General features: G+C 66.0%; 5 protein-coding genes. 1 reads left to right on the forward strand and 4 read right to left on the reverse strand.

Annotation, left to right across the window (positions count from 1 at the left end; translation table 11 throughout):
- Positions 1–9 precede the first annotated feature (9 nt).
- On the forward strand, positions 10–6,234 hold the full coding sequence (locus ABFD92_13430) for an MG2 domain-containing protein (protein MEN6505540.1): 6,225 nt from the start codon (positions 10–12) through the stop codon (positions 6,232–6,234).
- Positions 6,235–6,388: 154 nt separating this feature from the next.
- Here ABFD92_13430 and ABFD92_13435 read toward each other — a convergent pair whose 3' ends face one another.
- The 4 genes from ABFD92_13435 to ABFD92_13450 form a co-directional block, all read right to left on the reverse strand.
- Entirely contained in the window at positions 6,389–7,024 is a 636-nt protein-coding gene (locus tag ABFD92_13435; protein ID MEN6505541.1) for a hypothetical protein, read from the reverse strand.
- Positions 7,025–7,027: 3 nt separating this feature from the next.
- Positions 7,028–8,431, reverse strand: a complete 1,404-nt coding sequence (locus ABFD92_13440) for a hypothetical protein (GenBank protein MEN6505542.1) — start codon at positions 8,429–8,431, stop codon at positions 7,028–7,030.
- Positions 8,432–8,520: 89 nt separating this feature from the next.
- Positions 8,521–10,068: a radical SAM protein gene (locus ABFD92_13445; GenBank protein ID MEN6505543.1), complete on the reverse strand. Its 1,548-nt coding sequence runs from the start codon at positions 10,066–10,068 to the stop codon at positions 8,521–8,523.
- A gap of 248 nt (positions 10,069–10,316) precedes the next feature.
- Entirely contained in the window at positions 10,317–15,587 is a 5,271-nt protein-coding gene (locus ABFD92_13450) for an NPCBM/NEW2 domain-containing protein (protein ID MEN6505544.1), read from the reverse strand.
- Positions 15,588–15,726 lie beyond the last annotated feature (139 nt).

The following is a 15,726-nucleotide window of genomic DNA, read 5'->3' on the forward strand; positions in this document are numbered from 1 at the left end:
GGTTCTCCCATGAGGCGACTCAAGAAGCTTGTCACATCGGTTCTCGTGCTGGCCGTTGCGGCCCTTTCGCTGGCGACGCTCGAGGCCCAGCAGGCCCAGACGCCGTCGGGCCTGCGCAGCCGCGCGCAGAAGCTCCAGCGAGACGGCAACTACAAAGATGCATACGAGCTGTTCTCACGCCTGGCGAAGAAGGAGTCTGACGACCCGGCTCAGACCCCCAGCGACCTGCACAACGCCGTGGCGTGCCTGGCCAACCTCAACCGCTACGACCAGGCCGACGCCTTCGTCGAAGACGTCATCAAGGCCCGCGCCGGCCAGTGGCGCACGCTGCAGGCGGCGGGGCAGATCTACCTCAACACGCTGCCGCACTACGGGTACATCATCGCCGGAAAGTTCGAGCGCGGCCATCATCGCGGCGGCGGGCAATACACCTACTCCTACGAGCGCGACCGCGTGCGGGCCCTGCAGCTCATGCAGCAGGCGATGGAGCAGATCAAGGCCGGCGACGACAAGGGCGAGGTCGCGAGCTTCTACTGGAACCTGGCCCAGATGCTGCTGGGCAACCGCGGATGGCAGGAGTCGTGGCGGTTGCAGTATCTGACGGACCTCAAGGAACTGCCCGACTACGGCGAGGGCGCCGACCGCGAGCCCCCGCAGGGCGCGCCGGTGGACGAGAACGGCGTCCCCGTCTATTACACCGTCCCCGAAAGCTGGGCCAAGGCCGCCAACGACGGCCAGCGCTGGCGCTGGGCCCTGGCGGAAGTGGCGCGGAACAACCCGGCGATGATCTCGCAGGTCGATTACCACTTCGCCCAGTTCCTGCAGGCCCAGTTCGGCGTCCAGACGCTGCAGGAGTACCGCTGGTTCTTCGGCCGCTTCGACAGCGACGACACCAGCAAGAAGAACGAGTCGGGCACCTGGGCCCTGCACACCCTGGGCGAGGACGAGACCATCGCCAAGCTGGCCACAGGCATCAAGCGGTTCAACCTGCCCAAGGAGTTCAACTACATCCGCATCTTCCATCGCCTGGCCGACAGCCAGGGCAGCTACGCTTCCAACGCGATGGGCAACCTGTGCCAGGAGTTCGAGAACCGGCGCCAGTACCCCAAGGCCGCAGAACACTGGCGGCAGAATATCAAGCGATTCGGCGACGATAGCAACCAGTCCAAGCAGAAGCGCCTGGCGCAGATCGTCGGCAACTGGGGGCTCTTCGAGCCGATCATGACGCAGCCGTCCGGCAAGGGCGCCACCGTCGAGTACCGCTACCGCAACGGCAAGAAGGTCTCCTTCGAGGCCTTCGAGATCAAGGTGCCCAAGCTTCTCGAGGACGTCAAGCAGTACATCAAGGACAACCCCCGGCGGATGGACCACCAGAAGCTCAATGTTGCCGACATCGGCTATCGGCTGGTCTACGAGAACGAGGCCCAGTACATCGGCGCCAAGGTGGCCGGCTGGGACCTGGACCTGACGCCGCGGGCGGCGCATTTTGACAAGCGCATCACCATCGCCACGCCGCTGCAAAAGGCCGGGGCGTATCTGCTGACGGCCAAGATGGAAGACGGCAACGTCAGCCGCGTCATCCTCTGGATCGCCGACACGGCCATCGTCAACAAGCCCCTCGACGGCAAGGCGTACTACTTCATCTGCGACGCGGTGGACGGCCACCCGATCAGCAAGGCCAACGTCGAATTCTTCGGCTACCAGTCCGAGTACGTCAGCCAGCCGCGCGGGCAGGGGTACTACATCTTCCATCACAAGAACTTCGCCGAGTTGACCGACGAGCAGGGCCAGCTCACGTTGGGCAAAGAATGGAACGTCGGCTACAACTGGCTGATCACCGCCACCACGCCGCAGGGCCGAATGGCTTACATGGGCTTCACCGGCATCTGGATCGGGCACTGGTACGACCAGGAATACAACGCGACCAAGGCCTTCACCATTACCGACCGGCCGGTCTACCGCCCGCAGCAGACGGTCAAGTTCAAGGTCTGGATCAACCACGCCAAGTACGACCAGGAAGGCAAGAGCGCCTTCGCCGGCCACAGCTTCACCGTGCAGGTACACAACCCCAAGGGCGAGAAGATTTTTGAAAAGACGCTCAAGGCCGACGACTACGGCGGGATGGACGGCGAGCTGTCGCTGCCCAAGGAAGCGGCGCTGGGCGTTTATCGCATCGGCGTGCCTCACGGCGGGGGTACGTTCCGCGTCGAGGAATACAAGAAGCCCGAGTTCGAGGTCAAGGTCGACGCCCCGACCGACCCGGTGATGCTGGGCGAGAAGATCGAGGCCAAGATCACGGCCAAGTATTACTTCGGCGCCCCGGTCACCAAGGCCAAGGTCAAGTACAAGGTGCTGCGCACCACGCACGAATCGCGCTGGTACCCGATCTGCCGCTGGGACTGGTTCTACGGCAGCGGCTACTGGTGGTACGCGTACGACTACACCTGGTACCCCGGCTGGTACAAGTGGGGCTGCCCGGCGCCGGTGTGGAGCTGGTGGCCGCAGTGGCGCGCCCCGCAACAGCCGGAACTGGTCAGCCAGGCCACCGTGCCTGTCGGGCCTGACGGCGTGGTGAAGGTGCAGATAGACACCGCCGTCGCCAAGGCCATCCACGGCGACAAGGACCACCGCTACGAGATTACGGCCGAGGTCACCGACGAGTCGCGCCGCACGATCACCGGGACCGGTGCAGTGCTGGTGGCGCGCGAGCCGTTCAAGGTCTACACATGGGTGGGCCGCGGGCACTACCGCGTGGGCGACGCGGTCGAGGTCGGCCTGCGCGCCCAGCGCCTCGACGGCAAGGGCGTCAAGGGCAAGGGCACGCTCAAGCTGCTGTCGATCAAGTACGAAAAGGCCAAGCCCGTCGAGACGGTCGTCCAGCAGTGGGACGTCAACACCGACGACGAAGGCAACGCCAGGCACAAGTTCGACGCCAGCCGCGCCGGACAGTACCGCCTGGCGTACACGCTGACCGACAGCAAAGGCCACAGCATTGAGGGCGGGTACGTCTTCACGGTCATCGGCGAAGGGACCGACGGCCGCGACTTCCGCTTCAACCAGATCGAACTGGTGACCGACAAGCAGGACTACAAGCCCGGCGAGAAGGTTGCACTGCAGGTCAACACCGAGCAGCCGGACTCGACCGTGCTGCTGTTCGTGCGGGCGGCAAACGGTGTTTACCAAGCGCCCAAGATCATCCGCCTCAAGGGCAAGACCGTCTCCGAGAGCGTCGAGGTGGTCAAGAAGGACATGCCCAACTTCTTCATCGAGGCCGTCACCGTCAGCGGCGGCAAGATGCACAACACCGTGCGAGAGGTCGTCGTGCCGCCCGAGAAGCGCGTGCTGGACGTGAAGGTCACGCCCTCGGCCGAGAAGTACAAGCCCGGCCAAAAAGCCTCGGTCACCGTCAAGCTGACCGAGCCCAACGGCGAACCGTACAGCGGCTCGACGGTGATCGCGATGTACGACAAGGCCGTCGAGTACATCTCCGGCGGCTCGAACGTGCCGGACATCAAGGAGTTCTTCTGGAAGTGGCGGCGGCACCATCAGAGCCAAGGCCAGACCAGCCTGCAAAAAGGCAGCGGCAACCTGCTCAAGCGAGATGAGATCGGCATGAGCTTCCTGGGCATCTTCGGATACCTCGTCGTCGAAGAGGTGACCGAGGGTGAGGAAGGCAAGCCTACAGACGGCGACAGCGAAGTCACCACCGCAGGTGGCTATGGATACTCAGGGGGTAGAAACGGACGTGGCGGGCCCATGCCTATGGCAGCCAAGTCCATGCGCATGCGGTCGGCCGACGGTCCGGCGATGGAAGCGGCGGGCGCACCCGCGGCCGCAATGGCGGATATGGCGATGAACGGTATGGCCGGTGAGAAGAAGGCCGAGGCCGGTCCCGGCGGCGGGCAGGCTGCCCCGATGGTGCAGCCGACCGTGCGAACGAACTTTGCCGACACGGCCTTCTGGGCGGCGGCGGTGCAGACGGGCAAGGACGGCACGGCCAAGATCGAACTGACCATGCCCGAGAACCTCACCACCTGGAAGACCAAGGTGTGGGCGATGGGCGAGGGCACCAAGTGCGGCGAAGGGTCCGCCGAAGTCATCACCACCAAGGACCTGATCGTCCGCCTGCAGGCGCCGCGATTCTTCGTCCAGAAAGACGAGGTGGTCCTGTCGGCGAATGTGCATAACTATCTCAAGACCAAGAAACGCGTGAAGGTGGTGTTGGAGTTGGAGGGGAATACGCTGGAACCCATCCTTGATATCAAGACCTCCCCTGCGGGTTATCTCTCCCGGAATGTGGAGGTAGACGCCAACGGCGAATTGCGCGTCGATTGGCGCGTCAAGGTTACTCAGCCCGGCAACGCGGTCATTCGCGTCAAGGCGATGACGGATGAAGAATCCGACGCCATGCAGATGGAGTTCCCGGTCTACGTACACGGGATGCTCAAGACCGAAAGCTTCTCGGGGGCGCTGCGCCCTGAGGACAAGAAGGGCGTGATCGACATCGCCGTGCCGGCCGAGCGGCGGCCCGACGAGAGCCGGCTGGAGATCCGCTACTCGCCCACGCTGGCCGGGGCGATGGTCGACGCCCTGCCGTACCTGATGAGCTACCCCTACGGCTGCACCGAGCAGACGCTCAACCGCTTCCTGCCGACGATCATCACGCGAAAGGTGCTCATCGGCATGGGCCTGAACCTCAAGGACATCCAGGCCAAGCGGTCTAACCTCAACGCCCAGGAGATCGGCGACGACGCCGAGCGCGCCAAGCAGTGGCGCCGGCAGTTCGACCCCGTCTTCGACGACGCGCTGGCGGCCGACATGGCCAAGGCCGGCGTCGAGAAGCTCCTGAGCATGCAGTGCTCCGACGGCGGATGGGGCTGGTTCAGCGGCTGGGGCGAGCACTCGTGGCCGCACACGACGGCAGTGGTCGTACACGGCCTGCGACTGGCGCAGGATAACGACCTGGCCGTGCCGCCGGCGGCGTTCGCCCGCGGCGTGGCGTGGCTGAAGAACTACCAGGCCCAGGAGGTGCGGGAGCTCAAGAACGCAAAAACTAAGACGCAGCCGTGGAAGGAACACGCCGACAACCTCGACGCGTTCGTCTACATGGTGCTGGTGGACGAGAAGGCCGACAACAAGGACATGCGCGAGTTCCTCTATCGCGACCGCAACGGCCTGTCGGTCTACGCCAAGGCGATGTTTGGCCTGGCGTGCCACAAGGTCAAGGACATCGAGAAGCGGGACATGCTGCGCCAGAACATCGAGCAGTTCCTCATTCAGGACGACGAGAACCAGACCGCGTACCTGCGCCTGGGCAACGAGGGCTACTGGTGGTGCTGGTACGGCAGCGAGTACGAGGCCCAGGGCTACTACCTCAAGCTGCTGGCCGCGGTGGACCCCAAGGGCAAGACCGCCAGCCGCCTCGTGAAGTACCTGCTCAATAACCGCAAGCACGCGACGTACTGGAACTCGACGCGCGACACGGCGATTATCGTCGAGGCCTTCGGCGACTACATCCGTGCCAGCGGCGAGGACAAGCCCGACCTGACGGTGCAGATCCTCATCGACGGCAAGGCTGTCAAAGAAGTGAAGATCAACAAGGACAATCTCTTCAGCTACGACAACAAGCTCGTGCTGGAGGGCAAGGCGATCACCACCGGCAAGCACCGCATCGAGCTGGTCAAGAGCGGCACCGGCCCGCTGTATTACAACGCGTACCTGACCAACTTTACGCTCGAGGACCCGATCACCAAGGCCGGGCTCGAGATCAAGGTCGAGCGCAAGTACTACAAGCTGGTGCAGGTGGACAAGAGCGTCAAGACAGCCGGTTCGCGCGGGCAGGCGGTGGATGAGAAGGTCGAGAAGTACAAGCGCGAGCCGCTGAAGAACCTCGACGAGCTTGTCAGCGGCGACATGGTCGAGATCGAGCTGGAACTGGCCAGCAAGAACGACTACGAGTACATCGTGTTCGAGGACATGAAGCCGGCAGGCTTTGAGCCCGTCGAGGTGCGCAGCGGCTACACGCAAAGCGGCCTGGGCGCGTACATGGAGCTGCGCGACGAGCGGGTGGTGTTCTTCGTGCGGGCGCTGGCTCGCGGCAATCACAGCATCAGCTACCGCATGCGGGCCGAGATCCCGGGCAAGTTCAGCGCCCTGCCGACCAAGGCCAGCGCGATGTACGCCCCCGAGCTCAAAGCCAACAGCGACGAGATCAAACTCCGAGTCAGGGATTGAGTTACGTCCACGAATGTCACGAATGACACGAATGGGAGAGTGATGATTTGGGAATTGTTAGCGGTCGGGCTTGCCCGACGCGGTTGTTTCCCTGACCTCAGGGAAACAACTCACCACAGAGGCACAGAGAGCACAGAGAAGATGGATAGAAAAACTAAAACTTCTTGCTCTGTGAGCTCTGTGCCTCTGGGGCCCAACATCTTGATGCTCGCCATGCCGCGACGGCCAGAGTCGCTGCCGCAGCCGCTGAGGCCGTCAGCAACGCCAGGGCCCCCAGCATCGCCAGCACGTCGAGAATGTCCAACAGAATCGGCGATGGCTTCATGTTGGCGAGCATGAGCGCCATCGCCGCCAGGGCAGCCAGAGCGATCAGCGAAGCGGTCTTGTCGCCCTTGCGCCAGGGCAGTTGGGGAAATGGGGACTGTCCCAGTGTTTGGGACTGTCCCCATTTCCCCATCCGGATCAGATGCTGCGCGCCGCCGATGAGCCACATGACGGCGACATGCCCCGTCCAAAGCCCGCACGTGAGCTTCCACGCTGCCGGGCCGTTGACGACATGCAGCCCGCCGAGCATGGCCGCCACCAGCGCGACGACCTGCGCGACGAACACGCTCCAACTCGGCAGCCCGCGCCGCCACAGGCCCGAGGCCGTCAGCCACATCGCCGTCACGGCAGCGCCGCCATAAAGCCCGAGGCACCGCCAGCACACCGCCAGCGCCTGGCCATCCATTCGCAGGCAGTCCCCTTGCCCGCAGACGTGGTGGAGTACGTGCGTGAGAAACGCGTTCATCGCCTATTCGTCTGCCTGCGAGGTTGAAGGCGCCGATGCCCCCGGCAGATGTTTGCCGCTGCCGGCAGCGCCTTTCCGCCCGGGCTGCACATCGGCCGGTTGCGAAGCTGGGCGTTTGGCCTGCGGTATCGCCACGCGGCCAATCGGCTTGCCGGCGGCGTCGAAAAAGGCCACGGCGACAGTGGCTTCTTCCTTGTCGCCTTTTTCGACCAGCTTGACGGCGAGCGTCTTCGAGTCGTCCGACCAGGTCGGATTGCTGACGATCAGCTTGCCGCGCTGGCCCGTGATCTCGGGGATCTTCGCGACGGTCTTGCCCTTGGCATCGAGCAGGCTGATCTTGCCGCCGGCGGTGAGGGCCATGTTGCCGGCCTTGGCGCGAGCAACGCTATAGATCTCTTTCTCATCCTCAGGCAGAGCGATCTGCACGGTTTCCCTGCCGTCGCGCCCGATCCCGATCAGCGCGTAGCCGGTGCCGCTCTTTCGGACCACGCCCAGTGTTTTATTATCCATCCAGGCTATGGACCAGAGCGCTTCTGCGTCGGGGATATGTTTCCAGACAGTCAGGTCGCCGTCGAGATGCGAGATGGCGATGTACTTTTCGCCGACAGCCGCCAGCGTCTTGCCATCGGGGGAGAGGATAGACAATGTGGCAGGAGCAGCGACGAGGGTGGTTTCGCCGCCCGGCAGGTCCACCGCGACCACTTCGGCGCCCGAGGCGATGTAGATCTTGCCCCCGTTCGGTGAGAATTGTGGCTGTGTGAAAATATAGGCGGTTGCCATGCCTTCCAGGGGCTTATTGGTGTATGAGAGGGCGTGCATCCTGAACGGAATGACCTTGCGGATCTCGAAGGACTGAGCGTCGCGCAGGACGATCTCGCACGGCCATTCCGGTCCGGCGTAGTAGTTGCGGACCAGATCGATCATCGAATTGATGGGCGGCAGTTCCTGGCGGGCCAGTTTGGCCGAGGAGGCACTGGCGGCTGTGGCCGCGGTGGCGGCCTCCCGCGTGACCGGCGAGGAAGCGGCTTTCTGCTTTGGCTGCAGCAGGGCCATCAACTTGGCCACCTGCGCATCGCGCGCTTCGTCGCCTTCCTTGCTCGCTTGCACGATCGCGTCGATCTGCTCCTTTGTCGGCAGAGGGATGCGCACGTACGCCAGGCTCTTGCCGTCGGGCGTGTAGGTCGGGGCCGAGAGCATCTTCTCGCTCGTCTCCTCCAGCACGACCAGCTTCTCGCGGCCGCTGATCACCATGAGCCGAAAGACGGCGTCGCCTGAACCCAGCTTGCCGTGGCTGCTGTCCATCACGGTCAGCGCCAGCGTCTTGCCGTCGGGCGAGAAGGCCATCGGGCTTTCGACGCAGGCCAGCAGGTGCCACAGCACCGCCAGCATCGCCACGCTCAACGCCACGGCGGCTTTCCAACGAGGTGTAAACGTGCGGTCGCGAGCGGGACGCTCTGTTTTTCCTTCGAACTTCGAACTTGGAACTTCGGTCTGTTTCAAGAGTCGTACCATTTGGGTCTCCTTGAATGCAAAGCAGGGTGTTTGTCGCGCGGGTGCAGGGCGGCGCGGATGAGGCTTGTTGCGGCGATGCGCGTGCCTTTGGCCAGCAGCGCCCGGTGTACGCGGCGTTTGCGTTTGTCGCCGGTCAGCAGGGTGCGGAGGCTTCGCATCAGCCTCCGCGGCTGCGGGCGGAGCATCAATCGCCAGTACGTGCTTTCCAGGTCGCGCAGGGTCAAGGTGTCGGTCCGGCAGACGGGCGTATGAAAATTGTAGCTGGCCAGGTCAGCGTTGGCTATGTATCCGCCGCTGCGGGCGGCCTCGGCGGCGGCCGTGCCGGGGTTGGGCGTCAGCGGGATCAGGAAACAGTAGTCCATCCCGAGGCGGTACTGGCAGTCGACCAGCCGCGCGAGGCTGTCGCGCGTGTCGCCGCTCAGACCGAAGATCACCGTGCCGATGGTATAGACGGAGGGATATTTCTCGCGAAAGATCGCGAAGGCCTCGCGGCAGATCTTGAGCGAGTTGTTGTGCTTTCCCAGGCTCGCCAGGCCGCTCTCGTCCGGGCGCTCCAGGCCGATCATCACCTGCCGCAGGCCCGCCCGCACGAGTTTGTCCAGCACGCCGAGCTTCTCGTCGCGCACGACGCCGTCGGCCCGCAGCCACGCCGTGTGCAGCGTGCGCGGTCGCCCGCGGGCGTCCATCAGGTCGCCGGCGAGCATGAGCTCGGCCCAGGCGTCGGACCACTCGGGTGAGGCGTTGAAGGTCGGGTCCACCCAGCCGAACGTGCGCCGGCCGAAGCGATCGTGCAGGTGCTGCACGGTCTCGTAGCTGCGGGCGGGGCTCTGCGTGCGCCAGCAGGGGCGCACCAGGCCGTTGCCGTCGACGCTGCGGCCCATGTGTTTCCAGAGGATGCAAAACCCGCACGAGTCGGTGCAGCCGCGCGAGTGCTCGATGCTGACCAGGTCCGGGTGGTTCCGCGACCCTCGGCCGTAGAGCGACATGTCCAGCAGGTCGTAGGCGGGCATGGGCAGGGCGTCGAGGTCGTCGATAAGCTCGCGTGCCGGCGTGCGCACGACTTGGCCGTCGCGCATGAACGCCATGCCAGGAATGTTGTCCCACGCGGCGCGGTTGCCGAGATTCTTCAGCAGCTCGACGAACGTGATCTCGCCCTCGCCGCGGACGACGGCGTCGATCAGCCCGGTCTGCAGCGTTTCCTGAATCGTGTGGGCGAAGTACGTACCGCCGGCGACTACCGCGCAGGAAGGATGAAGCTCGCGGACCATCGCCGCCGCCCGCAGCGCCTCGTGGGCCGAGACGGTCTCCTCGCCCACGCCCAGCACGTCGATGGGCTGTGTGGCGAGGCGCCGCTGCAGCGTAGCCCATCCCCAATTGGCGGCAGGGGCGTCCCAGACCTCGACGGCCGCGTTCGGGAAATGCCGCCGCGCGGCGCCGGCCAGGCACAGCAGCCCCAGCGGTTGCCAGAAGGCGGAGGTCTCGCTGTTGAACGGCCAGACGTACCGCGGCGGTCGAAGGAGGACGATACGCATATCAGCACCGGCGGGGATTGTACTGCGGGAATGTGGAAGAATGGAAGGACGAGCGGATGGGGGGATGATTGGATGGGTGGATGGATGGATGAATGGTGGGGGCGCATGGCAAAGCGTTCTATCACAAGCAAAGAAATTTAATCAGCCGCTGAGGTCGCGGAGGACGCAGAGGAAAGAGTTGTTTGTCTTCTTACTTCCTCAGCGTCCCCTGCGACCTCAGCGGCTCAATTCATCGGCGGCTCTGTCGATCAAGGCTTTGGTTCGACAATGAGATGCTGCTCTTCTTGGCGAATTGTTAAGGTGCTGGGGGCAGCGGCGGTGATCTGGCCGGTCTTGATGTAATTCTCCAGCAGCGTGCGATTTGTTTCGCCATTGGCGGGCATTCGCAGTGACGCTTTCGCCGGCGCTGCGGGCGCGGCTGCAGCCTGGGCTGGGGCCGCGGCGGCGGGGTCGGGCGGGGCCAGCGTGACGACGGCGCCCTCTTCGATCGTCAGCGTTTTGTTGACCAGCAGGGTTGTTCCCGCCAGGGTCAGCGTGGTGGGCCGCGACGCGTCGGCGCCTTTGCGCAGGATGATGGCGTCGGCCTCGACGGTTCCGATCCCCATGGTGACAGCCGCGGCGGCGTGTGAGCCCTGGGGCGCCGTCTCGAGGGTGGAGATTCTGGCGTCGGTCCATCCGCCGCCAAGGTCGAGCACGGCCGAGGCGGGCGTTGCGGCGTCGGCGGCCCCGGCGCCCAGGGTGATCTTGACGGGCGTGTTTCCGCCGTTGCGTCCTCGCAGGCGCAGGCGGGCGCTCTTGGGCAGCGTGAGGGCTCCCTGGGCGGCCGGTCCGCTGGCGATCTCGATGCTGTTGGCCTGCAGCGTGGTGTCGGCTGCCAGGTCCAGCGTGCCGCTCATACCCTCGCCGGCGGCGCCGACGGCCCGCCCGACGATAATCTTCTCGGCCTGCACGACGCTGATGGGGGCGAGTTTGAGGGCAGCCTGTCCGGTGGCGTGTGCGGTGTCGGCCGGGGCGCGGCGCCCGAGCCCTACCGTCATCTCGTCGAGATTGGCGAAGAGTCTGGCCAGGCCCGACAGATCGAGCGAGGCCGCGCACGCACCGTCGGGTCTGGCGCCAACCTGCAGGTTCACCTCGCGCTGGCCGCCGACGATCAGCGTCCCGGCCCCCTTGGGGGCCAGGGCCTGTTTGAGGCCGTTGACGGTCAACGCCGTGGCGACGACGCGGGTCTCCTTGAAGTTATCCATCGCCGCCTGGATCGTGGCGTTGTTGATGACCAGGGGGCGAGCCATGAGCAGCGCCCGGCGGCGACGGGCGTATTCGGCGGCCTTGGCGGCCATGCGTTCGGCGCCGGTCTGGCTGACGTTTTCGGCGGCGCCGAGATCGCGGTGCCAGCGTTCCAGGGCGGCGAACTGCTCGGGGGCCAGGTCCTTGATCGGCAGGGCCATGAGTCGCTGGGGCTCGATATTGGCCTCGTCGGCATCGGCGTAGGCGGCGGCGTTGGCGACGTCGCCGAGCTCGACATAGTGCAACGTGAAGAGTCTCTTGCGGAGGGTGGAGGCAGTGTCGGGCTCTGCGAGCTCGAGCGCCTGGGCCGCCTCTGCGGCCTGCGTGATATACGTCTGTCGCGAGCGGACGAGTTTGAGCCTCAACTGGATCTCGCGCTGGTGCGGCGACTCGACGCCCGGCGCCAGCGCCTGGGCCTCTTCGTAGGCCTTGGCGGCATGGTCCCACTGCCCGGCGACAATGGCGGCAGAGCCGACGTCCATCAGCAGGGCCACCAGGCTCAGCCCGGCGGTGAGCTTGGCGTTTCCGGCAGGGAGCGATTCGTAGTTCTTGCGAAACGCCGGCAGGAGCTTGGGCTGGTATTCTGTCCGGTGGGCCGCGGCCAGATCGGCCAGGAGTTTCTGGGCCTGTTCGAGGTTCTCCGGATGCGCCAGCGCCCGGTCGTAGGCGGCCAGTCGCAGGGCGCTGGCCAGTTCGGGCTCGCCGGTCAAAGCGGCGGCGGCCTCGAGGAGCTTGCGTGCCAGCTCAAGCGAGGGTTCGGGTCCGGATTGGGCGGCGCCTTCGAGCCCCATCAGAAGATTGACGTTGTAGGGCGCATCGGGGGCGGTGACAGCCCTGACGGCGCGGGCGAGGGTCGCGGCCTGCTGGTAGGCCGGCGGCGCCTTGGCGTTGAGGGCGTTGATGAAGGCCGTCGACGTGCGGCGGACCCACGGGGCGATAGCGGCATCGAGTTCGCCCGAGGCGGGGTTCGGCTGGCGGAAGGCGGCGGCCTTTGCTGCGGCGGCGTCATACTGGGCGGCGTCGAGGGCGGCGAGGATTTCCTGCAGCGCCTTGGAGGGCGTCTGCGAGGGGTCGGCAGGCGGTTGGGCGGGGGTCTTGGGCGCCGTGGCATTGGTGACGAAGCCCGCCACAGCCCAATCCGCCAGGTCGGGGTTCGACGCGTCGCCGGCGCTGGTGGTGACCAGGGTGATCTGTTTGGCGCCGGCGGGTATCGGCACGTTGACGTTCCAGGGCGGGTCGGCGTACCGAAGGACGCCGCTGCGGTCGACGATCTTGCCGTCGATGAGCACCGAGGCGACGATTGAGCCGCCCAGCGTGCCGTCGAGAGCCTTGATGGCGTGCGTATGCACGCCCACGCGCGCGACGAACGACTTGTATCCTGCGGTCAGCTCGTACGTCACCCGGGCCGGGGCATGAAGACCCAGTCCCCGCGGGTACTCCGTGCCGGCGATGCGAAGGGGCTGATTGTCCAGCGGACTGTGGTCGGCCGTGACGGCCCCCCAGAGCGTGGAGGCCTCGACCGGTTTGAGGTCGCCCAGGAAAACCGTCGGCGCCGGCGGCACAGGTCGCGAGGAAACCTTGGTCGCCGCCGCCGCCGTGGCGGGCGCGGGGACCGCCTTCAACGTCAACTGGAACCCGGGGTTGCCCCAGGTGACGAAGCAACGGGTTCTTGACGAGCTGATCTCGGCGGTCAGGCGAATGCGTTTGCTTTCCGGCGGGATTACCACCACGACGGGGACCGCTTCGGCGCCAGGCTCCAGGGGGCGGCTCTTGAAGACGCTCTTGTCGTCGATGAACACCTCGGCGATGCAGGGACCGGCATTGGTGGGGTTTCGCAGCGATGAGATGTCATCGAGCCCCACCTGGGCGACGAACGCCTTCCACTTGGGATCGAGATCATAGACGACCTGAGCGGCCGCGGCCGCGCCCTTGCTCGTAGCGCGGAAGTTGAGGCCGTTCTTGAACTGCCTTCCGGCCACAGCGGGAACTCTGTTCCTGAAGAATCCCTCGGAACATTTGCCGAAGGTCGGCGGAACTCTGGCGTCTTCGGAGGCGCCCTTGACCCAGGTGACGCCGGCCAGTTCGACGTCGGGGACCATCGCGGGGTCTTCTTTCGCCGGGGCGGGCTTCTTCGCCGGGGCCTTGGGCTGGGTGCGGCTCGCGGCTGCCTTGCCGTATTCGTCTGCAAGCTTGAGCATGCGATCTTTTGCCGCATCGCTGATCTGCGGCGTCTGGGCCAGCCGCTTGTACCACTCCTCTACCTGCGAGCACTGGGCGTCGGACAGGCTCGACCGGTCGAGGGTCGCCAGGATGAACGTTTCGGCGTCGGCGGCGGGCAGATGTTCTGCCCAGCGGGCGGCGGAGTCCTTGTCGTCCAGCTCGACCCAGCAGATGTGGAAGATTCGCTCGGCCGCACCCGGATCGCCGCCGTGAGCCTTGGCCCGCAGAGCGACGAGTTCCTTGCACAGCGCCTCGGCGGCGGCAGCTTGCTTGACCAGCGGCTCGGTTTGCGTGGTGAGGAAGATGGCAGCCGCGGCGGTGTTGGCCTGGGCGGCATACTTCTGAGCCCGCGCCTGGTTGCCCTCGGCGAGGCTTTGTTTGGCCATCGCCGTCAGCAGGGCGATGAGCCGTCGGGTGAGTTTGTCTTTATCCTGCGGGGCGTCGGTTCGTTCTATGCGGGCGCGAAGCAGCGCCGCCATCCACTCGCCGGCGGCGCCGTCGGGGCCTTCGACAACCGCCAGCACCTGCGCCGCCTGCCAGGCGCCGGCGTCGCCGGCGGGGTCCTTCATCGCCGCCGGAATCGCCGCCTTCAGCAGCGCCGTGCGGAACGCCGGCCAGGGCGAGGTCGCCGGATGGGCCGCCGCCGCTACCAGCTCGCGAGCCCAGGCCGCCGCCGCGGCGGCGTCGGAAGCCGTCGTCCGCCCCAGCAGCGGCAGGATGTCCCATTCCCCGGCGTCGCCGCTGATCTGGCGGCGGGCCGTCGCGGTCGCCGCGGCGGGGGCCCACTGGCGCGCCGACCACTGCGCGCGGAACGTCTGGGCGAGCTTGGCGCTGTGCTGACGCAGGAGGGCGTCAGTGGCCGCGGAACTCTCGCCGAGGCGCTTGAGGTCGTCGATCTTGGCCAGGGCGGCGGCGTAGCGTCCGGCTTCGAGGTCCTTGGGCACCTCGTCGAGAACGAGCTTGCGCTGCAGGGCGCGGATGCTCTCGCTGAGGCGCGCCACCAGCGGGTCCTGACCGGCGAGGATCTGCACGCCCTTGAGCAAGGCGATGGCCTGGGAGGCATTGCCGGCCGCCACGGCAGAGTCGATCTGGCGGGTCAGAACCTCCAGAGCCTGGGCGCGAAGCGCCGGCGCGCCGGACCCGTCGCCCTGCAGTTTTTCGGCGGCGGTGAGTTTCTGGGCGGCCTGTTCGTAGTGCCCTTCCCTCAGGGCCGCGGCGGCCTCGTCGACCAGCACCGCGCCCTGGGCGCGGAGGCGCAGTTGCGCGGGCAGCGGATCGGCCTTCTTAATCTGCTGGGCCTGGTCCAACTCGGCCAAGGCTCCTTTGGGGTTGCCCTTTTCGATCAGGTCGCGCGCCGCGGCAATGTGGGCGTCGAACTGCGAGTCGGTTTTCGACCGCATCATTGCCGGAAGCAGCACGAACGCGAAAATCGCCGCGGCGCCGGCGATGACCATCGCGACGATGCCCGCAGTGACCTTGCGCCGCCATTTGCCGGCGATGCGCTCGGCTTCGGCGTCCATGTGGCGGATGATCTTGAGGGCCTCGCTCTCGCCGATACCGACAGCCGCCGCTTCGGCGACCAGCAGGCGTTCCTCGTGCGCGTCCATGGACCACTTGAGCAGGTGGCTTCTCAGGCGGCGGACGAAGATGTCGCGAGGCTTCCGGCTGCGCTTGGCATCCGGGGCGTCGGCCGGCGCCGCGACGGCGGGGGAACTCGCCGGCGCCGACACGCCCAGCGCCGCGGCCAGCGTCTGGTCGTAGCGCAGCTTCTGCTCGGGGTTGACCAGCCGCACGCGTGCGGCGGCCAGTTCGTTCATCATGTTCTGAACGGCCTGGCGTTTGGCGCGGTCGGGGTGGAGGGCGTACTGGTCGAGCTTGTCCATGCGGCGTCGGACGGCTTGCTCGATGGCGTCCTGGTCCTGGCAGAAAGGCTTGACGCCCAGCAGCGTATAGTGGTCGACGGGGCGGGGGCCCGCCGCGATCCCCAACCACAATGTGTAAAGGTCTTGTGACAACCTGGCCAGTCCTGGCGCCGCCGGCGCTGGGCAATAATCCTTCTTCAGCTAAAATACCCCATGTGGCGCCCCAGTGAAAGCGCTAACCGGCGGCACAGGCAATGGGGGCAATAAGACCTATGGGACGCACAGATTCTAT

Source organism: Planctomycetaceae bacterium (assembly GCA_039680605.1).
Taxonomy (GTDB): Bacteria; Planctomycetota; Phycisphaerae; order SM23-33; family SM23-33; genus JAJFUU01.